Annotated in this window: 14 protein-coding genes; 11 read left to right on the forward strand and 3 right to left on the reverse strand. The window is 38.3% G+C overall.

Translation table 11 applies throughout. The features are described from left to right. Nucleotides 1-89: 89 nt before the first annotated feature. Nucleotides 90-2,273, forward strand: coding sequence for a polysaccharide lyase family 8 super-sandwich domain-containing protein (locus ACN9MR_RS06530; protein WP_426328804.1), 2,184 nt, complete (start codon nucleotides 90-92; stop codon nucleotides 2,271-2,273). 149 nt (nucleotides 2,274-2,422) lie between these two features. Here ACN9MR_RS06530 and ACN9MR_RS06535 read toward each other — a convergent pair whose 3' ends face one another. Further along, nucleotides 2,423-3,019: a GIN domain-containing protein gene (locus ACN9MR_RS06535; RefSeq protein WP_426328805.1), complete on the reverse strand. Its 597-nt coding sequence runs from the start codon at nucleotides 3,017-3,019 to the stop codon at nucleotides 2,423-2,425. Between the two features lie 353 nt (nucleotides 3,020-3,372). Here ACN9MR_RS06535 and ACN9MR_RS06540 point away from each other — a divergent pair, with 353 nt between their 5' ends. The 9 genes from ACN9MR_RS06540 to ACN9MR_RS06580 all read left to right on the forward strand — a co-directional run bounded on the left by ACN9MR_RS06540 (nucleotide 3,373) and on the right by ACN9MR_RS06580 (nucleotide 20,440). Further along, nucleotides 3,373-4,413, forward strand: coding sequence for an adenylate/guanylate cyclase domain-containing protein (locus ACN9MR_RS06540; RefSeq protein ID WP_426328806.1), 1,041 nt, complete (start codon nucleotides 3,373-3,375; stop codon nucleotides 4,411-4,413). A gap of 40 nt (nucleotides 4,414-4,453) precedes the next feature. Continuing rightward, on the forward strand, nucleotides 4,454-4,717 hold the full coding sequence (locus ACN9MR_RS06545; RefSeq protein ID WP_426328807.1) for a hypothetical protein: 264 nt from the start codon (nucleotides 4,454-4,456) through the stop codon (nucleotides 4,715-4,717). A gap of 436 nt (nucleotides 4,718-5,153) precedes the next feature. Further along, the gene (locus ACN9MR_RS06550) at nucleotides 5,154-7,379 is read left to right on the forward strand and encodes a fasciclin domain-containing protein (protein WP_426328808.1); all 2,226 of its coding nucleotides are present in this window, start codon (nucleotides 5,154-5,156) and stop codon (nucleotides 7,377-7,379) included. 6 nt (nucleotides 7,380-7,385) lie between these two features. Continuing rightward, nucleotides 7,386-10,661, forward strand: coding sequence for a SusC/RagA family TonB-linked outer membrane protein (locus ACN9MR_RS06555; RefSeq protein WP_426328809.1), 3,276 nt, complete (start codon nucleotides 7,386-7,388; stop codon nucleotides 10,659-10,661). A 10-nt stretch (nucleotides 10,662-10,671) separates the two neighbouring features. Further along, nucleotides 10,672-12,135, forward strand: a complete 1,464-nt coding sequence (locus ACN9MR_RS06560) for a RagB/SusD family nutrient uptake outer membrane protein (RefSeq protein ID WP_426328810.1) — start codon at nucleotides 10,672-10,674, stop codon at nucleotides 12,133-12,135. A gap of 10 nt (nucleotides 12,136-12,145) precedes the next feature. After that, nucleotides 12,146-13,960: a fasciclin domain-containing protein gene (locus ACN9MR_RS06565; RefSeq protein WP_426328811.1), complete on the forward strand. Its 1,815-nt coding sequence runs from the start codon at nucleotides 12,146-12,148 to the stop codon at nucleotides 13,958-13,960. Between the two features lie 32 nt (nucleotides 13,961-13,992). Beyond that, nucleotides 13,993-15,426, forward strand: a complete 1,434-nt coding sequence (locus ACN9MR_RS06570; RefSeq protein WP_426328812.1) for a fasciclin domain-containing protein — start codon at nucleotides 13,993-13,995, stop codon at nucleotides 15,424-15,426. Between the two features lie 29 nt (nucleotides 15,427-15,455). Next, on the forward strand, nucleotides 15,456-18,689 hold the full coding sequence (locus ACN9MR_RS06575) for a SusC/RagA family TonB-linked outer membrane protein (protein WP_426328813.1): 3,234 nt from the start codon (nucleotides 15,456-15,458) through the stop codon (nucleotides 18,687-18,689). Between the two features lie 17 nt (nucleotides 18,690-18,706). Next, nucleotides 18,707-20,440, forward strand: a complete 1,734-nt coding sequence (locus tag ACN9MR_RS06580) for a RagB/SusD family nutrient uptake outer membrane protein (RefSeq protein ID WP_426328814.1) — start codon at nucleotides 18,707-18,709, stop codon at nucleotides 20,438-20,440. Between the two features lie 169 nt (nucleotides 20,441-20,609). Here the strand turns inward: ACN9MR_RS06580 and ACN9MR_RS06585 are convergent, their stop codons facing one another. Further along, nucleotides 20,610-21,365 (reverse strand): oxygenase MpaB family protein, encoded by a 756-nt coding sequence (locus tag ACN9MR_RS06585; protein ID WP_426328815.1) that lies wholly within the window; start codon nucleotides 21,363-21,365, stop codon nucleotides 20,610-20,612. After that, a complete protein-coding gene (locus ACN9MR_RS06590) occupies nucleotides 21,353-21,859 on the reverse strand; it encodes a hypothetical protein (RefSeq protein WP_426328816.1) in 507 nt (168 codons plus the stop codon). The genes ACN9MR_RS06585 and ACN9MR_RS06590 overlap by 13 nt, the downstream gene beginning before the upstream one ends. A gap of 656 nt (nucleotides 21,860-22,515) precedes the next feature. On the opposite strand from ACN9MR_RS06590, the gene ACN9MR_RS06595 reads away from it, so the two are divergent. Next, the gene (locus tag ACN9MR_RS06595; protein ID WP_426328817.1) at nucleotides 22,516-22,983 is read left to right on the forward strand and encodes an Lrp/AsnC family transcriptional regulator; all 468 of its coding nucleotides are present in this window, start codon (nucleotides 22,516-22,518) and stop codon (nucleotides 22,981-22,983) included. Nucleotides 22,984-22,994: the final 11 nt, after the last annotated feature.

The following is a 22,994-nucleotide window of genomic DNA, read 5'->3' on the forward strand; positions in this document are numbered from 1 at the left end:
TTGTTTAAGAATATAACATCAATCCACTAAATGGGTATCATATCCTTTACCAATTCGGTATTAGCAAGTGAAAATTTATATTTGCCGATATGAAGAAGTCCGTTTTTTTAGTATTCTTATTTACACTTAATTCAATTTTTTTTAACCATACAAAAGCGCAGTCGGTATTTCAAACCATATTACAACGGGTTCATCAGGAGCAAATTGACCAAGTAAAGGACGTTACGAGTCTGGACAAACGTGTTAAAGATAATCTGGTAAGTTTAAATCTGAAGAGCGGAAAATGGGAATCTATAAATTATGCAGATCATAAACGCATAAAACCAGATTGGTTGCCTGTATTGGAAAGAATAAGAACGATGACGTTAGCTTATTCATTTCCTAAAAGTAGTTATTATAAGAACAAACAGATTGGGCAAGCTATACATAAAAGTCTGAGCTATTTCATTAACCATAAACCTTTGCCTTATTGCGACAATTGGTATCAACAAGGTATTACGCGCCCCCAAACTTTAGCATTAAGTTTGGTTAATATGAGGTTTAGCGAGTTACCCTTAGACCCTGGATTGGAAAAAAATACGCTGGCTGTAATTTGTAAAGATACTTCGGTTACCAGTAACGGGCGGAATAACCCGATGCACAGGTTTAATTTTGGGGCCAATAAAGCACAGATTGCTATGGGCTGGATATTTATAGGTGCTTTGTTAGCGAATGAAAAAATGTTGGATGTAGGCGTAAGAGAGGCTTATTTGCCTATTCAATATACCGCCGGAGAAGGAATTCAATACGATCTTTCTTACGATATGCACTATGGATATCTGTACAACGGTGGATATGGAGTGGAATTTATGACAAGTGTGATTAAATCTGCTGCATATACTTTTGGAACAAAATATGCACTAAAAGGAGAGAAGCTGGATCTGTTTCGAAAGTTTATTTTAGAATCTATATTTGGCATTATCCGTGGTAAGTGGATGGATTGGAATGTTATGGGTAGGGGAATTTCGCGTATTGATGTAATACAAAAAGACTACTCATCATATCTCGAAAGGTTAGAATATATCGATCCCCAAGGAAAGGAACAATATAGTGCTATTAGGAAAAGAATGAAAGGTGAAGAACCTGTTTCCTTTAAAGTAGCACCTTTCCACCGTCAGTACTGGAACACCGATTATACCGTACATGTACGACCTTCTTACTTTATGTCGATACATGCTGTATCTAACAGAAAGTACTCACAGGAGATAGGTAATCTGGAAAATCAGAAAGGATTTTGGGGCTCAGAAGGAACCATGAACCTTCAGGTGAAAGGAAATGAATATTTCAATATATTTCCACTATGGAATTGGACTAAACTACCTGGGACTACCTTGCCAGATACTTTGCCTACCGTTAAAGATAAAGCGCCAGGTGTAGGAGATAGACGGGGAACCCATCCTTTTTCAGGTGGAGTATCTGATTCACGTTACGGAGCTACCGCTTATGTAATGGATAATGATCTATATACGTCAGCAAAAAAATCGTGGTTTATGTTTGATGATGAGATTGTATGCTTAGGATCAGGCATCAAATCAACACTACCCCATCCAGTTGGTACTACTTTAAATCAGGTATTTCTTTCCGAAAATGGACTAACATTGTGCGTTGCTGGTCGTATTACCCGCTATAAAAAAGAACTCAATCTAACCTTTAAAAATCAAATAGAATGGATACTGCACGATAATGTGGGATACGTATTTCCTCAAGAGGGCAATGTACATCTAACTGCTGAAAAGCGGGTAAGCGATTGGACAGGGATTAGCATGACTGGTGATGAAGCTAATAAAAGAATAGAACAGAAGTCTGTCTTTCAATTGAGTTTGCAACATGGTATTCGTCCTGAAAATGAGAAATACGCGTATATTTTAGTGCCAACTATCAAAAATTCTATTGAAATGAAACATTATCTGGAAAAGAAAAGTGTTTCAATCAAGTTCAATAATGAAAAGCTTCAGGCGGTATATCATAATCGATTAAAGATATGGCAAATGGTATTTTATGCAGGAAATATTTCTTTTACAGATGATGAAGTTAATTTATCGACAGATATTCCATCAATATTAATGCTTAAGAAGTTAGAGAAAGGAAAATATCAAATTAACGTTGCTGATCCTTCCCATCTTTATGAAAAAATAAAGATTAATATTAAGATAAAGGATACTGATGCCCAAACAATTACCATTGACCTGCCTTTGAAAGAATATGCTGGTCAGACTGTATCCGTTTTGTTGTAAATTTAAATCACCTTTAACAACGATTTCCCATATCTGAATATTAATTTATCAGATATAACACTACTGGATTCGCCTTTAAGCTTCCAGTAGTGAGGAATCAGGTGCTTTTAAACATGTTCTAAATTAATCAATCCCATTTTTTAATCAAGTTAAGGAACAAGAGCAACAATTTCTTCCTTTGTGGTTTCTACCCGGCTAACGTCTGTTTGTGCGGCAGCAAAACGATCGATAGTCAAATTTGATGCTTTGCCCATAACCAGCGTATGGCGATTGGTATTGCCTTTGAGTTTTAATGTACTATTATCGAGAATTTCAGTATATAAGCCCTCACTACTGGTGTCGATATCTGCAAAGGCATTTCCCTTAAGAATGATCTGAAGGAATTTAGTGCTAAGCTTTGCTTCCGTTTTAACTACAGCATTTTGATCAGCCTCAATGCGGTAGATATCGTTTACATAAATAACAAGGTTACATTTTTCTTTATCGAGGCCGGTAATGCGTAGTACCTCGCCCTGCTGGGTAACTTTCACATTTCCGGTATTATCATCTGTATAAGATATTCCAATGGCGGGGCGTTGTACCAACGTCACTTCTACATTGCCCTTTATCACAATCCTTCTAAAGTTTTGAACCTTGTAAATTATCGTTCTGTTTTTTTCTGTAGCCCTTAAGTTGTTTGGAAGGGTAGCCGTTAAGGTAATTACAGCAGATACCATGGTGATTAGTGCTTTAATTGAGGTTTTCATTGTGTTTTTTATTTAAATGTTAAAATTTTGTTGAGCTCATGGCATTATGCTAATGAGAATCAGCTTACACTATATTATTCAGTTTCGTGGTTAACCAAGCGGGTGCCAAAAAGCAAATGTTACCTTAATGGCTTTGTAATGGTTGTTTTTCCTTATTGCAGGTACAGGCATGTTCATTTCCGAACAGTGGTTGTGCGGCAGCGAACAGTTTTTAGATGCCGGGAATCTGGATGAAAGCTGAGACTGCCTTAAAATCCTTTATTCGATGTTAACACAGTACATATAGGATTATATTCATTATTTTAGTAAAAAGTTAAGGTATATTGAGTCAGTAGTTTTGATTAAAAATCACGATGTCAGTAAAAATCAATCGCCAAACACAGCAGAAACTTCAGCAATTATTGATCATTATCCTGGCCTGGATGATGACTGGAGTTGTAATAGCAGTTTTTGAGGATCTTGTACTGCATACCCGGAATTCTTTAGGACCAGTGCCTGGTTATTCATTAATTTCTTCAATTGCACTAAATGCAGTTATTGGCCTTTTTGGGGCACTGTTAGGCGGAAGCTTGCTTGTATTCTTTGTAAATGTAAAATACAATGATAAGCCTTATGGTTATACCCTTTTAATTGTGGCAGGATCGTTTTTAGGCGTTATTTTGATTGTAAACGAGATACTGAGCCTCTATGAACTGGGTGATTCGAAAAGATTTTTGAAAAACGGATTAGTGTGGGCCATCGTAGTTTCCATAACGCAATTGCTGCTACAGATAAACAGTAAGTTTGGACAAGGGATTTTTTGGGATATTATTAGGGGAAAATATAATACACCTAAAGAAGAATCACGGATCTTTATGTTTCTCGACTTAAATTCATCAACCTCTATTGCCGAAAGACTCGGAGATAAAAAATACCACGAATTATTAAAAGATATCTTTATTGATATTACCAATCCTATTTTAGAAAATAGGGGAGAAATATATCAATATGTGGGCGACGAAGTGGTAATTGCCTGGCGCTATGATGAAGGATTAAGAAACAATAAATGCATCAATTGTTTTTTTGATATCAAAGCGCATCTGTTACTTCTGAGGGATAAGTACATTGGAAAGTATGGTTTAATACCTGCTTTTAAAGCAGGTATTCATTGCGGAAAGATTATAGCAGGTGAAGTGGGGATTATAAAACGCGATATTACCTACTCCGGAGATGTACTGAATACCACTTCAAGAATCCAGAATATGTGTAAGGAGTTTAACCAGGAGATGCTGGTATCGGTAGCGCTAATTGAAGAACTCCAGTTAACAGATCACTATACCACGCAAATGTTGGGTGCAATTAAGCTCCGCGGAAAAGAAAAAGAAATGCAGCTCGTAGCTGTACAGCCAGTTTAATACATCCTAAGTATAAAAAATCTGCACATAACTTATTGTCTTGATTATTATTAACCAGATTATTATTCGGACACAATTGGTTGGCGACGATTTTTCTAGAAGCATTTACCTGATTAATAGGAAAACGCATGAAATGAAACTGCTCTCTGCAAGACATAAGCAAACAGCTGCAGATCATCCGCATCTTACCATGAGCCCTGATGGTAAAAAAATCGAAATCCAATCAGCGATGTTGTCTGAAGATAACCGATCCATAAATATCTGTGTGATTTCTATCCCGGAAGGTTGGATGAATAGCAAATAGTTTTAAACCAAACAACATGACACGCAACTGCTAATTGCAGGATGGCCCACGTATTTTGTCTTATTTCTTGTACTGTTAATGTTTTTTTGATTAGCAATACTATTGTTTAATTTTTTTTAAAGGCGTTTAGGCTTGCTTAAAACGATTTACCTCTACCGAAGATTGATATTATCTTTTTATGATAATATTTTATAGTAAGAAGACAGGATAGTACAGGATGGAAATTTTGTAATGCCTCTATATATTTAAGAAATAATTCACTAACCAAATAACTTTTTAACCAACTATTTAATTAACGAACGTTAATACGATTCTATGCAGTAAAAATCTACTCACCCTTTAAGTCAGTTTTTGCATTTCTTAATTTCTAATTGATTTAGATCCATAGCTTTTTATTGCCCAGTATTTTAATGGCCGTTTATCCAATGAAATTGCTATGAGTAAAATTTTACAAAAATTTTTAATCGTTAATTTGGCGATTATATTCATTCTCAGCGCTTGCCGGAAAAAAGAATTTGATGAGTTCTATGGCCGTCCTGAAACATTAGCCGATCCAATTTATCAACAGCTTCAGGCTAAAGGGAATTTTACCAGATTTTTAGATTGTATAGATAAATCGGGTTATAAGGAAACCTTAAGCAAAGCAGGTTCGTGGACGGTTTTTGCGCCAACAGATGCGGCTTTTACCACTTACATGACCGAAAACAACTTAACCGAGATAAATGCAACGCTCGCTTCGGCAATTGTACGTTATTCAATGACTTATGATGGAGAAAAAGTAGAACGTTTAAGCGATAATTTAACGGCAAAAGGTTTCGTTAAAAATGTTGGTTTTAGGCGACGTACCGTTTATTACGATTTTGTTTATGATGGGGTAGACAATGATGGTAAAGCGATAAAGGTAATTGCGGGTAACCGAAACGGAACTTATTTGCCAACCGATTTTAACAATAAAAACCTGCCCTATTTTCTTAGCCCCTTTGTCACTTTTGCGGGCATTAGTGCTTTAGATTATAATTATTTTTATCCCAATACCGAGTATACCGGAAAAAACGTAGGCCCCGGAAAAATTATCGAGCAAGATATTGTAGCCGAAAATGGTGTAATCCACATCGTAGATAAGGTGCTTACACCGCCACAAAGTATCGATCAGTATATTGGCACTAAAACACAGTATGGTGCCTTCAAATCCCTTTTGGATAAATATGTAAGCTATAATTTAAATACTGATATTACCCATCGTTACCAGGTATTAACAGGCAAAAGCGATAACGTTTACGCTAAAAACTATAGCATATTGCTAGGTTTCTCGCCCAACAACGAAAATTATCTAAAAGAAGATGCCAACGATGCGCAGATTGGCATGTACACCATTTTTGCACCAACTGATGATGCGGTTGAGGCCTATGCAAAGGTGCTGTTAAAATATTATGCAAAAAATAGGTTGCAACCCGGAAACTATAAAGCACAGCTGAACGAACTGTTTTCTTTAAGATCCGATATTATCAGGGATTTTATCAACTCCCATTTATATAGAACTACGGTGTGGCCAACCAAGTTTAATGCCGTTAACAGCTTTTTGGGCGAAGTCACTAAACTTACGCCCGCAAACGTGGTAGACAAACAGTTTTTAAGTAACGGATTGTTCTATGGCGTAAATGCTGCCCAAAATGCCAATGTATTTTCAACAGTTTATGGCAAGGTAAATTTAGATCCAACCTATTACATTATGAAACAGGCACTTGATGTATTGGGTTATGCTATTCCAATTAAAACAGCCTCTTTAAAATATATTGTTATTCCAATTCCTGATGCCACATTGGTAAGTTTAGGATTCTCATACGATCCCTTTTATCCTTCATCGCCAATTAGAGGCGACCTCAATATTTTAAGGCGATTGTTGCAAACACACATTATCCCGTTGGGCGATCGTGCAGTACCGAATTTTGCCACAACAGCTGGTATTTTAGAAACTTCGGGTGGTGAATATATTAAATACGACAAGGGTTTTTTCTCTTCAGCAGGTACTGAAGATTTACCAGCAGTTGCCGATAAAAGTATTAAGATCGATTCGGTTGCCACGGCTGTTAACGGTGCTGATGCCTATGCTGCCAAAGTGCTGATGTATACTGTACTTCCGGTAAGCAAGCATATCGAAAAATATGGTACGCTAACAACCGATCCTTATTATTCTTTCTTTCAGTACCTTAAAAATAACGTTACGCTTTATACAGCTGCTACTGGCGCAATACAAGGGGTTACCGATGGAAGCTCTTACACTGTTTTTATCCCTACAAATGCGGCTATACAAGCTGCAGTAACCGCTGGATTATTGCCAAAACTAGCCAACGGAGCGCCAAATTATGCGCCAACAGATGCCGGAGATATTAGCAAGGTGGCTAAATTTATTCAATACCATATTATTAAAAGTACAGTAGCAAGCGACGGACAGAAAACAGGTTCTTTTGAGAGTTTGCTTAAAAACGATTCGGGGGATGCAGCCAAGGTTACTGTATTTACCAATACCACCAATACACTCACACTAAGAGATGTAACCAATACTTCTGTTAATGTTTTGCTGGGTATAACCGATAGAAGCAACGTGTTATCTAACAGAACGGTGATCCACCAAATCAATTCTTATTTAAAATATCAATTCTAAACCGAGATGACTAAAAGATATAATTATAGTTTTTTTATTTTACTATGCTGTTTGTTGGTATCATCGTTAAGCTATGCGCAACAAATTAACTATGTAAAGGGTAAGGTTATTGATAAAAAAGATAAACAGCCCATCATTGGTGCATCCGTTGTAATTGTTGATAAAGATAAAAGGGTAATTAAAGGCGTTTCGACAGATATTGATGGAAATTACACTTTGCCGGTAGCAGATAAGACCTATAGGATTTCAGTTTCATATATTGGTTACAGGTCTTCAGCACCGATTAATATTGATAAGGCAATTATTAATTTTCAGTTGGAACCTTCTGAAAATCAGATGGATGAAGTTCAGATTGTTTCTAGGGCAAAAACGAACAATGGAAGTGGAATGACGATCGATAAACGTGATCAGACTTCGGCTACAGTTACCATTGATGCCAAAGAACTCGAAGACCTCCAATCGGCATCAATTGATCAGGCTTTGCAAGGTCGTATGGCAGGGGTTGACATTACCGCCAGTACGGGCGATCCGGGTGCGCCGATGCAGATCCGTATCCGCGGTACATCTTCCATCAATGGCGCTACCGATCCATTGATTGTATTGGATGGTATGCCTTACGATATTACCATCCCTTCTGATTTTAACTTTGCCACCTCTGATGAGAACAATTATGGTCAGTTATTAAATATTGCCCCATCTGATATTAAAGAAATCAGCGTGCTAAAAGATGCTGCGGCTACAGCAGTTTGGGGATCAAGAGCAGCAAACGGTGTATTGATCATTACCACAAAAAGAGGTTCAATTGGTCCGCCAGCTATTTCCTATAACTTTAAAGGTTCGTATTCTAAGCAGCCAAGTCCGATCCCGATGTTGGATGGTAACCAGTATTCATCACTCGTTTTGGAAGAATATTATAATGCGGGCCGTCAGTTTTCTACTTCAGAATTTGCAAAGCAATTTCAATATGATCCGAACGATCCTTATAATTACTATAATTACAGCAACAATACCGATTGGCTATCGGCAATTACCAGGATAGGTTACCTTCAAGATCATAACCTATCTATTTCTGGTGGTGGTGAAAAAGCCAGATACCGTGCTTCGGTAAATTATTTTAACCAAACAGGTACTACCATTGGCACCGATTTAAACCGTGTTTCGGCAAGGGTTAACCTGGATTATATGGTGTCGAACAAAATCAGGTTCAGTTCTGATATTTCTTATACACACATCGACCAGAACGGACTTTTTACGCAGAATGTTAGAGATGTTGCTTATACCAAAATGCCTAATCAGAGCATTTACGAGTACGATGAGTATGGGAATTTAACTTCAAACTTTTTTAGTCCTGCGGCAACCGCACAAGGTTCATTCTTATATAACTTCGATACTAAAAAGGTAACCGGAACTTTTAACCCTTTGGCGATGGCAACAGCTGGTAGTAACCATCAATTGGGAGAGCGGATTACACCAAAATTTAGTTTACAGTATGAGATTTTACCAAGTGTACTGCGTTTAAACGGAAGTTTTATGGTGAACATTAACAACACCAAAGTAAAAACCTTCCTTCCACAGATTGCAACAGGCCGCCCTTATACCGAATCGGTAGTCAATACGGCTTCAGATGCTGATGGCGATTCATTCACCATGAACACCAGTATGACATTGGCCTATACGCCGAAATTGAACGATAGACACGATATCATAGGTTTTTTACGCTTCGATAGTGAAGATAGCCGAAGGACTGGGCAGTACTTGTTCTCTACTAATACTGCATCATCGTACTTATCCGACCCCTCTGTTGATAGCCGGACCAATTACACAGGCTCTGCATCATCGTCATTAGGACAAACCAGGTCAGTTGGTTTATTGGCTAACGTTCAATATAAATTTTTAGACCGTTACATCATCAACGGTAGTATCAGGGGCGATGGTAATTCCAGGTTTGGTGCTGCTAACCGATATGGTATTTTCCCTTCAGTTTCTGGCCGTTGGCGGATATCGGGTGAACCCTTTATGAAAAAGGCCAATAAATATGTCGACGATTTTAGTTTAAGGGCCAGTTATGGTAAAAGTGGCAACGTTCCTCGTAACGATTATTCTTACTTTAATATTTATCAGAATTACGGTTTTAGTTACCTGGATAATGCCGGGGTATACTCTACCAACATGGAATTAACCGATTTAAGGTGGGAAACGGTTACTCAATCCAATCTAGGTATTACCTTAAATCTCTTTAAAAATTTAAATATCGATTTCGATTTATACCGTAAACGTACTACCGATCTGTTTTATCCGGGTTTACAGGTAGCGAGTTATAACGGCTATGGAGGGGTTGATATGAATGTGGGCACCATGGATAACCAGGGATGGGAAGTAAACCTGAATGCTACTGTTATCAAAAAGAAAAAGGTAAGGTTAGACCTTTCTTTCAATATTGCGCACAACGAAAACGTAATCCGCGAGGTTTCGCCCCTATACCCTAGGGAAAACAAAGGTCGGGTAACCAGCAACAATGTATACAAAGTGTTTGTTCAGGAAAATAATCCTTTCGGGTCGTTTTATGGTTTCAAATTCAAAGGCGTATATCCTGATAAAAATGCAACAGTCGCATTGGATGAGAATGGAAACCAGATTGTTGGACCAAACGGCGATAAAATTTACATGCGTTTTGCTTATCCATCTATCGATTATGTTTTCCAACCAGGCGATGCCATGTATGAAGACATCAACCATGACGGGAACATCGATTATAAAGATATTGTGTACCTGGGTAATGGTAACCCTAAACTAACAGGAGGATTTGGATCTAACCTAACCATCAACGGAAACCTTCGTTTAGGTTTTAATTTTACCTTCCGTACCGGATACGATATTATTAACGGTACTAAAATTAACACCACCAATATGTATGGTTTTAATAACCAAAGTACAGCCGTATTGCGCCGCTGGAAAAAAGAGGGTGATGTTACCGATATGCCAAGAGCCATGTATAGTACGGGCTATAACTTTTTAGGTTCCGACCGCTATATTGAAGATGGATCATTTTTAAGACTGAGTTCGGTGGTATTAAGGTACGATTTTGGCAAAACCTTTATGAAGAGATTGGGCATGAAATCGCTTACTACCAACCTTACCGTTCAGAATATCTTAACATTTACCAAATACACTGGCCAGGACCCTGAGGTGCCAATTAAGTTAAACGGGTCGAACACGGTGATAGATAATTCTACCACGCCGCCAATTAAAACAATCACTTTCGGTTTAACTGCTAACTTTTAATTCAAAACTGATGAAAAATATTTTATATAGCACTTGTTTAGTAATGATGCTGGTGATGAGCAGCTCTTGCAACAAATGGCTCGATCTCCAACCTAGAGATGGCATTACCAGACAGGAATTCTGGAAAACGAAAGAGGATGTTTTAGCAGCAGTTTCAGGTTGTTATACTTCTTTACTGGCGCCTCCTCCAGGTATTGGCGATAAATCTTTATTAGAGTACATGTTTATGTATGGCGAGCTCAGGGCCGATATGATTGCAGGTGGGCCAAGTATTACAACAGAGGAAACGGATATTATCAATGTAAATATTACCCAGGATAATACAACGGCAAGATGGGCAGCATTTTACCGTACCATTAATTATTGCAATACCGTACTCGATTTTGCGCCTGGCGTTAAAGCTACCGATCCCACTTTTACCGATGCAGCATTGAACGGCTATGTGGCAGAAGCGCTTACCCTAAGAAGCCTCATGTACTTTTACCTGTTGCGTACCTTTAGAGATGTACCATTAAAACTAACCGCTACCGTAAAAGATACCGATTTACAGGATCTGCCGAAAACCAAACAGGCCGATATTTTAAAACAGATTGTTGCCGACTTAAAAAAGGCAGAACAAGGAGCGGTTACCACTTATGGCAGCACAAGGTTTGATAAGGGTAGAGTAACCAAATTTACGGTAAATGCTTTGTTAGCTGATGTGTACCTGTGGATGGAAGATTATCAGAACTGTATTACCGAGTGTAATAAAATTATCAGTTCGCAAAGATTTGCCCTGGTTGGTGCAGCTGGCTGGTACAATAATGTATTTTTTAAAGGGTCGTCCATCGAAACCATATTTGAATTCGACCAGGCGATAGAAAACCCGTTTTATAATTTATTGGTAAACACCAGACGACGTTTTATCGGATCTCCGTTTCTGAGTACCGAAATCTTTATTCCAGATGATGTTGATCCGGATAATAATTATGATATCAGACCAGGCTCTTATTATAGTTCGGCTTTTACCATTCAAAAATATGGCATAGAAAATCCTTCTTATGTAAAATGGCAGGCTTACCGTTATTCAGATATCATGATGATTAAAGCCGAAGCATTGGCTTTAACCGGTGGCGGTGTAGAAGCACTGGCATTGGTTGATGAACTGAGATTAAGACGTAATGCTGTAAATGCCACGAAAGTTACTGTAGACCCTTCAGAAACTGAAGCTTTGTGCGATTATATTTTGGCCGAACGCGCCAGAGAATTTGCTTTTGAAGGCAAAAGATGGTTCGACCTTTTACGCCATGCCAAACGCAATAACTATAGCCGAATTGATATTTTGTTAGATCTTGCTGCCAAAACAGTATCACCTACGCTTCAACAATCGGCCATTACCAAATTTAGAGATCCCAATAGCCACTACTTGCCAATTTATCAAAGTGAGTTATTTACCGATCCTAATCTTGTTCAAAATCCATTTTACACTAAATAGAATAAGTAATATGAAAGTGAAATTAGACATCCGCAACATTACCTATTTGGTTATACTTAGTGCATTTGTAATCTTCGTGATTAATGCCTGTAAAAGAGAAAGTTTAACGTTAAGTACCACTGATGATGTAAATATTACCGGGTTTTTGGAGAAAAATCCCGATAAGTTTTCTCTGTTTACCCAAATCTTAGAAAGATCGGGTACAAAAGGTTATTTGGCTGCTTATGGTAAATATACCATGTTTACTCCAGATAATAACGCAGTTAACGATTGGTTAAAAAGTTTAAACAAAACAGCAGTCGACCAATTATCAGCTGCAGAACTGAAAGACGTTGTTCGTTTTCATGTTTTGCCTGATACAGTTGCTACGGGAAAATTTACCGATGGCAAGTTAACACAGATTACCCTTTATGGTCAGTATCTGCAAACTGGAGTTACTTTTAAAGATGGTGTAAGTAGTTTTATCATCAACAAACAAGCACTCATTACCCAGTCGAATGTTCGGGTTGGGAATGGAATTATCCATGTTATCGATCATGTGCTAATCCCTTCAACTAAAACACTGGCTTCAACTATCGAAGGCAATAACAGGTATAGCATCTTTACCCAGGCCTTAAAGGAAACCGGTTTTTACGACTCATTAAATTATGTTCAATCTGTAATTCCTGATACTACACGTCGTTTCCAGACGGTAATTCTAGAATCTGATTCGGCATTACAAGCTGCAGGTTTTAATAATTACGCTGCTTTAAAAGCCAAACTTTCAAAAACAGGAAATCCGAAAAGCCATACCGATAGTTTGTGGATGTATGTAGCGTACCATATTTCAACAGGAGCAAGTTATACACCCGATATCGTTTCTTCGCCTTCATTGGCAACATTGGTGCCGAGTGAAATTATAACCACAAAATTAGTGGGAACAAAAATCTTATTAAATGATGATGAGTTTAATGGTGTGATTGAGCCTGGAGTAGAAGTAAACAGAACTTTTAGTAATGTTACTACTTCGAATGGGGTTTTACACGAGTCGAAAGGTTTTTACAAAATTAAACCAAGGGTGCCTACGGGTGTTTTCTTCGATATAGGCGACCAGCCGGAATTAAAATTATTAGCTGCCTGGCGTGCCCCTGGACAAACCATCCAGCTTTTACAAAATGGAAAGTTAATTACTGCAGGCATCAGGCTTGATGCTTACCGGTCAAACACAATCGGACCTGTTTATGCCGTGTCGTCGACGCCAATCGGCGCATCTGATGGTAGGAGTTATGCCAACAGAGATGTAATTCAATTTAATCCAACCACCAGCAATACCGCACGTTCTATTTGGATGGAAATCAGAACACCTATGCTGGTAAAAGGTAAATACAAAGTTTGGATCTGTTATACCTACAATGGCTCCGGACCGCTTACACAGGTTGGGGTAGATGTGGGTACAACACAAGAGCAATTATTGCCAAACCTGGTCGATTTTGCGCAAACATTAACCAGTTCTGGAGTACCTACTGCCAATGCTGCCTTGCCTTCTGCAGATGGATTAATGTTAACCAACGGTTTTAAACGCTATATGGCTACAACTGCCGAGGTAAGTAACGGTGTAAATGGTTTACAGCCCATCGCACAGAATAATTTATGGTCGGTTATGGTCGGGAAATTAGCTGGGGTAGTAGATATTAAAACAACAGATAAACATTGGGTTAGGTTTACTACACTGCGCGGTAATGGAACCGGGATTATGAATATGGATATGATTCACTTTATTCCGATTGATGATGATCAGAACTATCCAAGATTTAGTCCGTCGGGCCTGATTTATAAGCGCCCATAACCAATTGAGCAATAGAACTAAAAATATAAATAATGACTAGAAAATATATAATATACGTTGCCCTGCTCAGTATCGGTACAGTTTTATATTCCTGTAAAGATAACTTGGACCTTCATAACGAGCTTACCAATGTAGATAACAGTTTAGATCTAGCGCAAAAGCTCGATGCCCAGTCTAACCTCAGTGTTTTTAACGGTTATGTTAAAACTACAGGTTATGATAAGGTGCTTGCAGGTGCGCAAAATTATACGGTTTGGGCACCAACCAACCAGGCCTTAGCCAGTTTAGATGCAGCAATTGTTGCTGATCCCGCAAAATTAAAAGATTTTGTGGCCAACCATATTGCACTATCTACTTTCCCATTAAACAAAGATGGCGATACCACGAGATTGAAACTGCTTAATAATAAGTTTGGTGTTTTTACCAGCACTAAATTTGAAGAAGGCACTGTTTCTGCTGCTGGCCAATTTGTAAAAAATGGGGTATTGTATACCGTAGATCAGGCGCTTCCAACCAAACAGAACATTTGGGATTATATGCTCAACAGTACTGATGGCACTTTGCAAAAGAACTACATTAATAATCTATCGATTACCGTTATCGATACCGCAAACGCTACTGTTATTGGTTATAACGTATTGGGTAATCCAATTTTTGCCCCTAATCCACCAATGATATCCAGAAATACTTACTGGGTAAATGTAGCAGATTTGAGAGACGAAAGTCAGCAATACACTTATTTTATATTACAGGATGCTGCTTTTACAGCCGAATCTGCTAAACTTTCAACTTATTATCCAAGTATAAATCCGAATTTGAATGCTTCCTACTTCTTGGTAAAAGATTTAACCGTTAAAGGTGTTTACCCAATTGAAAAATTGCCAGATACGCTGATTTCTTTACAAGGTGTAAAAGTACCGATCAATAAGGCTAATATTATCCGTTCCTACCGGGCCAGTAATGGGATGGTGCATGTGGTAAATGCACTGCCTTTCCGTTTGAAGGATAAAGTTCCAGAATTTAAAATCGAGGGTGAAAAACCACAATCTGTTAGTGCTGCACGTACGCTTTTATACCGCACAAAACTCGATAATTTGGGAAAAACCTTTAACGACATTGAGGTTTACGACCACAAGTATGCAGAATTTGGGCTGTTTTATACCAAAGCCAACTTGCCGGTGGTAAAGTATAAAGTGTACGCAAGGGCCATTTCTGGTTTGCCCGGCGACCCACAGGTGGCGGCATTTACGCAGCGTTATTTCTTTTTTAACCCTGCCACAGTAAGTTATACTTTGTTTTATACCCATCTGGTAAACCCCTTAACCTATAACGAAACCTACTTAGGAGAATATACACCTGCACAGTTTGGCAATTTTCAGGTGAGGTTAACCGCTGCAAACAGTACAAGTGTAAATGTAAGTACACTCATATTGGATTATCTCCGCTTCGAACCAGTTTTACCTTAATTATGAATCTTGCTTTCAAAAAAAATACTATGTATAATTTTACAACGATAAAAAAAGTTTGGGGCACATTGCTTTGCTTGCTGGTGTTTGGCTTAGCCGCACAGGCACAGGAAGTAGATTCGATGAAAACCGAAACAGATACCACTACCGTAAAAGTAAAGGCCCGAGCAGTTAAGGGCGAAAAAATAAGGGGAGTTGTGCTCGATGGGAATACCAATAAGCCTTTAGTGGGCATTAATATCACGGTTACTGGTTTTAATGCTGCCATTACCGACGAAAAAGGAAGATTTACTGTAGTTGTACCCGATTATAAAGCCAGTATTATTATTTCGGGTAATGGTTTCCAAACCAAAGTATTACCGGTTTACAAAGATAAAGAAATCAGAACTAAGCTTTATCCATTGTCATTTACCTCGGTTTATAATGAAGTAGTTACACCAATAGGCACAATTTCTCAGGCAAGGGCAATACCCGCCATCAGTAATGTGAGTTTGCAAGGTAACTGGGCCAGTAATTCTGAAAGTGTAATGAGTTACATCCAGGGCAGGGCAGCAGGAGTTAAAGTTACCAGGCGTTCAGGAACACCAGGAGTAGGTGCTGATGTGCTCATCAGAGGATTTAACTCTTTGTATGCTACAAATCAGCCTTTATATGTGGTTGATGGGATGATTTTCGATGCCAATAACTACGGTACTTCGCTTATTAAAGGTCATGTTAACAACCCGCTTCAATTTATCGATGTTCGGGATATTGAAAACATCAGCATCATTAAAGATGCGGCTTCGGCAGCTACTTATGGGGTGAAAGCGGCAAATGGAGTGGTGTTGATTACCACCAACCGTGCACATGATCTGGCCACTAATATCGATTTTTCTGGTTACGCAGGTTTTAATTTCAAACCTAAAAACTTACCTGTAATGGGTACTTCTGATTATAGGTTATATCTTTCTGATATTTTAAGAAGTCAGGGGTTAAGTAATAGCGCCATTGCAGCAAAACCCTATATGAACGATAGTTCAACCAATCCCGATTATTTTAAATACCATAACGAAACGAATTGGCAGAATGAAGTTTTAAAAAGCAGTTTCGATCAGAACTATTTTTTAAAGGTAACGGGAGGTGATAATATTGCGAAGTATGCACTTTCTGCTGCTTACGCCAGAGATAGGGGCGTAATTGATAGTACAGATAATTTAAAATACAGTACGCGCTTTAATAGTGATTTAAACCTGACTAAAAAACTGCAGGGAAGCACCAGTTTATCATTTACCTACACAGAACAACGCTTAAAGGACCAGGGGATTGCTCCGGTAACCAACCCACTGTTTTTAGCTTTGGTTAAATCGCCTTTTATGGCCAGGAATGAAATAAATTCGACTGGGGCAGTTTCACCTAATTTAGCCGATTACGATACCTTACAGGTGAGTAATCCAAGAGCTTTAATCGAGAAAGGACAAAATTTAAAAAAGGCTTATCGGTTTTATGGAAACATCAATTTCGATTTTACTTTTAACAAAAACTTTAAATTATCTAACCTAAGCGGGGTAACTTACGATAAAACACAGGAAGCACTTTTTATTCCGAGAAAAGGGGTAACCAACGATACGCTTTCCAATTATGTAGGCGATAGCCGTTTGGGTACACAGGTAGGAAGGTTTTTTAATGTGTTTAACGATCTGCACTTAACTTACGATCAATCTTTCGGCTTATACAGCAAACTACATGCAATTGTAGGTACACGCTATTCGCAGAGCGAAAGCGAGCAAGACTATGCTTTGGGTTTTAACTCTGCAACAGATGAGTTGATTAGCATTGGAAACAGTAATGCTGCTTTTAGAACATTTGGTGGTGATATTGGGAAATGGCGTACGCTGAACAATTATCTATCTGCCAATTATAGCTATGCCGATAAATACTTGGTTAATTTTTCAATGGCTGTTGATGGTTCTTCGCGCTTTGGTACAAAGGCTGGTCAGGGTTTCTTAAATTTCGATGATGGTTTGAGGATTAATGGAAGCCGTTATGCCGTTTTACCCGCCGTTGGTGCTGCCTGGTTAATCTCTTCAGAGAAATTTATGCGCAATTTACACCGCGTTGATCTGCTGAAATTAAGAATGAGCTATGGTTTGGTTGGAAATGATGACGTGGGGAATTACACGGCCAGAAAATATTATATCTCTCAGAATGTATTGGGTATCAATGGGATAGTGACAGGTAATTTTGCTAACCCAAATCTACAATGGGAAACCGTACGCAAGTTTAATGCTGGTATCGATGGCTCCTTTTTTAGTGAGCGCCTAAGCATCAGCTTAGATTATTGGAGAAACAGTACTAAAAATATGTTAAGCTATCAATTACTGAGTGTTGTTACGGGTACTGCTTCTTTTATCAATAATAATGGTGGCATGCAGACAAATGGTTTAGATTTAGCCTTAAACGGTCGGATTCTAAATGAAAAATTAAAATGGGATGCGGGTTTAACCATCGGTACATCAACCAATAAAATTACCAGTTTACCTGATGGAAAGTCAGTTATAACCAGTTATGCAGGGGGGGCTTATATCAGCCAGGTTGGTGAGTCGGCGAATCAGTTTTATGGTTATAAAACCAATGGGGTTTATGCTACCAATGCAGAGGCCGCTGCTTCAGGTTTATCTAGTCGCAACAGTTTAGGAGCACTTGTGCCATTTACAGGAGGCGATGTAAGGTTTGCCGATAGTAATGGCGATAAAATAATCGACGATGCCGACCGTACTGTTATTGGTAATCCTAATCCGAGTTTATTTGGGAGCTTTAACAACACTTTCACTTATAAAAACTGGAGTTTAGATGCTTTAATCACTTTTGTTAGCGGTAACGATGTTTATAATTATACAAGGGCGCAACTAGAATCTGGAAGTACCTATTACAACCAAACACCAAATATCAGCAACAGGTGGAAAGGTGATGGACAAGTTACGTCGGTGCCAAAAGCTACTTATGGCGATCCGGTAGGGAATGCCCGTTTTTCTGACCGCTGGATAGAAGATGGTTCCTATTTACGTTTGAGAACCGTTAATGTAACCTATAATGTACCCTTAAAACTGAAAGCCATTAAGTACGCAAAAATTTATGCTACGGCTAATAATCTGTTTACCATAACCAATTATTTAGGCTATGATCCGGAATTTAGTAACTCCGGAAGTTTATTTAGCCAGGGTGTAGATACCACGCTTGAGCCACAGTTCAAGTCGTTTCAACTAGGCGTTAGAGTTGGATTATAATTAAGAAAGATATACTCATGAAAATGAACATAAATAAAAAAATTGCCTCCCTTTTACTGTTGGGTATTTTATCGGCAGGTTCGTGGTCTTGCAAAAAAATGCTTGATGTACCAACCGAAGATAAGTTGGATAGTGTAAATGCTTTTAAAACAGTATCTGATGCAGATGCTGCGGTTATCGGTATTTACGGCCAATTTTTGGGACTGGAAAAACTGTATATTCTGCAGAACGAACTGCGTGGTGATTTAATGGATGTTACCTCCAAATCAAGTGCCGATCTGCAGGAGCTATCATCACATACCGAAACAAAAAACAATCAATATGTTGATCCAAGGCCATATTACCAGGTGATTGTGAATTGTAACGATGTGCTCAAAAACTTTAAAATGATGGTCGATGATCGCCGGATGAGTGTTGATGATTACAACAAACGCTACTCGGATATTGCCACATTAAGGAGTTGGATTTATCTGCATTTAGGTATTCAATATGGCAGCATACCTTATATTACCGATGCGATTGAAACAGTAGATGATTTAAAAAAACTGGCCAATTATCCGAAAACACCATTTGACCAGCTCTTGGATAAATTAATTGCCTTTAACGAGAGCCTGCCATATAAGGAAGCCTATGCTTATCCAACAGGAACATCCTTGCTGGTTACCATCGATGCTAATAGTACCCAAAAATTGTTTGCTTCTAAAGCTTTTCTGTTAGGCGATCTTTATCTATGGAAGGGAAATTACATTAAGGCGGCAGAAAATTATGCCAAGCTGATGAATGCCGAAAACAATAACGGGAATGATAACTTCAGGTTTAATTTTTATAAGATCAATAACTCCGGAGATCCTGCCTACGCTAATTTAGCCATCTTATTTAGCAGAAGCGGACAAGATCCTACCAGTTTAATCAATAGTTTAGATGCAGGCTGGCGCGCTATTTTCGGATTACCAACAACATCAAGTGCGTGGAGTTCAGAATGGTTGTGGTCTATGCCTTACAATACTGCATTTAAGCCTGTAAACCCAATGATTGATTTGTGTTCACCGCTAAAAAGTTATCAGATTAAGCCATCACAAGCCATAAAAGACCTTTGGAACAGCCAAATTACCTATGGTGGTATTCCCTTCGATCCAAGAAGCAAATTATCGTTCAATGCTTCTGCTATGGGCGATGAAATTACTAAACTAACAGATAATGGCGGTAAGTGGGGCATTTACAGGGCACCTTTATTGCATCTTCGTTTTTCGGAGGCAGCCAATAGAGATGGACAGACCAAATTAGGATGGGCGTTGCTAAACACAGGTATTAGAAATACTTATTACGTAGGTACGTTCACAGCTGGTGTCCAGGCACCTGTTTCGGTCGCAGAGTTAAATACCATGATTACACCTTATCCACAAACTTCACCCTATTATTTCGATGCCAGAAAAAATAACGATGTTTCGGGTACCTGGTACCGTAACTGTGGCATTAGAGGTAGGGCAGTAGTAAACGCGATCGATGTAAGTTACCAGACAGATATGATTGGCTTAGAAGGTAAATTAATTGATGAGGCCGCATTGGAGCTCGCTTTTGAAGGTAACCGCTGGCCTGATTTGGTCCGCATTGCCCGCAGACAGAACAATCCGGCCTTTTTAGCAGATCGCATTTACCAAAAGCTGCTAAAAGCAGGCAATCCTAATGCAAGTCTTACCAGACAAAAATTAATGGATCCGGCCAATTGGTATCTGCCATTTGATTGGAAATAGAAAAATATAATAAAAGGTTGTACCATAATGGCGATTTTATCTCAAATGCTGTCATGTTGAGCTTGTCGAAACACTTCAAAGCGTACTAAACAGGTACTTCAACAGGCTCTCCACAGGAGTCTTTTGGACAGGATGACAGAACTATATTTTTGGATACAACCTCTTATTATTAAAAGGCTTCGAGGCTCAAAATCTGTGCCTTGTAGGCTGCCGGGAGAATTAAATTTCTTAACGGTTTGTTCACCTTCAGTTTGCTACTTATTTTGTATAAAGTAAGTATTGGTTTAATGGATTTTCCTTCGCCCAGTTTAAGCAGTTCATTCACTTTAAGTGGAACAATGAGTGCTTGTATTTTTCGCATTAATAAATACCTCAGCGCACCCAGGTGTTTTTTGTACTGATCAAAAAGATCATGAGAAAAGCAGCTATAAATTAAATTTTCCTGTAGCTGTTGTTCATGCATCATTTGCCAGGCAGCAAAATTAGTAGGAAGTCCGTTTATTTCCATGCGATACCCAACTTGATAGAAAGTAGTAAATATTTCTTCTTTTTCTGTTAAAGTGAGTTTTCTTTCCAGTACCTCGAAAGCGCGGATAGAATAGTCGATCAGCATAAATAATACATCTCTATAGGCCCAATCCGGAATTTTAGCGTTTCTTCCAGCTTCAACATGCTGATGGATCATGGTGATCTGATCTATCGCTGCATTGGCTTCAGTTACAGTGGAAAATACGATTTTTTGCGCATAGGCAACGGTAGAAAATAATCTTCCCAGTGGATCTTTAGGAAGTTTGCCGGTAAAATACAACCAATCAACAGCTTTATTCAGGCTAAATTCTGCTGCGGCGCCAGCAAAAATAAAAAGAACAACATCGGTATTGCCCCATATTTTCCTTACGATAGAATTTTTGTTTACAAAGTCCATAATCCATAATGCTCTTCTAATATTTCAATTTTTTTGATGTTAATGCGGCATAGTATCAGCGGGATAATGCCGATGATGCCAAAAGAACAGTCTATCATTTGCCAAAATACCGGAATGTGACGGATGTTTCCGGCAATTAAGGCCAATGGAATAATCGCAATACAACAGATGATACCAAATTCGATTACCCATTTGTTTTTGATAGGATCTTTTAATGGACCGATAAAAAGCACGGCCAACATAATATGTGCAAAAGCCAACCAATCGGTGCCATAACTTAAAAATGCATAACGTAGGTTGGTCGCTTTAATGCCCTGATAAACCGTTTCAATCCAGATTTGAAGATTACTTGGCAAAATAGCACTGTGTTTAACCAGATAAGCCATTTCGGTTTCTAACGGAAAAGCGGTTAATCCGCTGATTGTTAATCCTACAATGATTGTGCAGACGTATATTTTGGATTGTAGCCTTAATTTTCTTTCTTCCGTATTCATAACTTGCGGGTTAAAAAAAGTTGATTTTCAAGTGATTATATGCCTGCTGAAAATATAATAAAATCCAAGAAAGACACTTTATGCTAAAGCATTGCAGCGCTAATAAGCCTGATGGAATAAATTGCTTCATATTTCTATGTTTTGTAAAGTGCTTTGTATTTCAAAGTAAATGCTAAAAATTGAATATTCCAAAAAAAGTTAAAGATTTTCGACATGATGAATTTTTGATCTTCTTGTATTAAGATTGGAAATAGAATAAGTTGTACTTAAAAATTATCGAGTAGGGAGGCGATTTGCTAGGTGTTTACACCAGATAATCGTATAATCTAAAAAGCAAAAGAGCCAGCATCGCGCTGGCGCTCTTGTTATCATTAACTAAACTAAATCAACGCGCTGCTGCTAGCAGTTGTTTCATTCGTTAAACAAATATCTGTCAGATTGACAATTAAAACGAAGGTGGCTGATAAATACGGAAAATGTCCTGTTGAATAGGTTTTTACGAAATTTAATTCTGATGGTAGTTTTAATTATACTTTTTGCCAAAATTTTGTTCTTTTTTTTGTGTTCCGTTTAAGGGTTTAACGGAGAGTATTTATATATTTGGATATTCATTATAAACTAAGCCTAGAAAAGAAATAAATAGACTAACCACTATAATGGAATTATACACCCCTGACCAAACAGACAGAGATATTTTAACCCTATTACAAAAAGATGCAAGGCTAACCTATAAGGAACTGGCAGCTATATTGCATTTGTCAAAATCACCTATTCAGGAACGTGTAAAACGCCTAGAACGTCTAGGATTTATTTCTTCGGTAGTGGCATTGATCGATCCTAATAAATTCGAGAACTGTATGATATCCTATTTACAGGTTCAGCTTACCAATCATTCTGTTAATGCCTTCCGGTTATTTCAACAGGAGGTGAGCAAATTCGATGAAGTGCTGGAATGTTACCATACTACAGGAGGCTTTGATTTTATGCTAAAGGTTGTTGCAAGAAATATGATCGCTTACAACGATTTTCTAACCAATAAATTCGGTCGCTTGGATAATATAGGCACCCTTAATAGCTCACTCGTAATTACGCAGGCTAAACGCGAAACCGCTTTGCCTGTATAGCAAGGTCATTA

This window comes from Pedobacter sp. R-06 (assembly GCF_049913135.1).
In the GTDB taxonomy this organism is placed as follows: Bacteria; Bacteroidota; Bacteroidia; order Sphingobacteriales; family Sphingobacteriaceae; genus Pedobacter.

Bases quoted from the DNA above. Each gene is read 5' to 3' on its own strand.
- ACN9MR_RS06595 (WP_426328817.1), top strand. From the start codon at position 22,516: ATGGAATTATACACCCCTGACCAAACAGACAGAGATATTTTAACCCTA.
- ACN9MR_RS06580 (WP_426328814.1), top strand. From the start codon at position 18,707: ATGAAAATGAACATAAATAAAAAAATTGCCTCCCTTTTACTGTTGGGT.
- ACN9MR_RS06550 (WP_426328808.1), top strand. From the start codon at position 5,154: ATGAGTAAAATTTTACAAAAATTTTTAATCGTTAATTTGGCGATTATA.
- ACN9MR_RS06540 (WP_426328806.1), top strand. From the start codon at position 3,373: ATGTCAGTAAAAATCAATCGCCAAACACAGCAGAAACTTCAGCAATTA.
- ACN9MR_RS06565 (WP_426328811.1), top strand. From the start codon at position 12,146: ATGAAAGTGAAATTAGACATCCGCAACATTACCTATTTGGTTATACTT.
- ACN9MR_RS06560 (WP_426328810.1), top strand. From the start codon at position 10,672: ATGAAAAATATTTTATATAGCACTTGTTTAGTAATGATGCTGGTGATG.
- ACN9MR_RS06570 (WP_426328812.1), top strand. From the start codon at position 13,993: ATGACTAGAAAATATATAATATACGTTGCCCTGCTCAGTATCGGTACA.
- ACN9MR_RS06530 (WP_426328804.1), top strand. From the start codon at position 90: ATGAAGAAGTCCGTTTTTTTAGTATTCTTATTTACACTTAATTCAATT.
- ACN9MR_RS06585 (WP_426328815.1), bottom strand. From the start codon at position 21,365: ATGGACTTTGTAAACAAAAATTCTATCGTAAGGAAAATATGGGGCAAT.
- ACN9MR_RS06535 (WP_426328805.1), bottom strand. From the start codon at position 3,019: ATGAAAACCTCAATTAAAGCACTAATCACCATGGTATCTGCTGTAATT.
- ACN9MR_RS06555 (WP_426328809.1), top strand. From the start codon at position 7,386: ATGACTAAAAGATATAATTATAGTTTTTTTATTTTACTATGCTGTTTG.
- ACN9MR_RS06590 (WP_426328816.1), bottom strand. From the start codon at position 21,859: ATGAATACGGAAGAAAGAAAATTAAGGCTACAATCCAAAATATACGTC.
- ACN9MR_RS06575 (WP_426328813.1), top strand. From the start codon at position 15,456: ATGTATAATTTTACAACGATAAAAAAAGTTTGGGGCACATTGCTTTGC.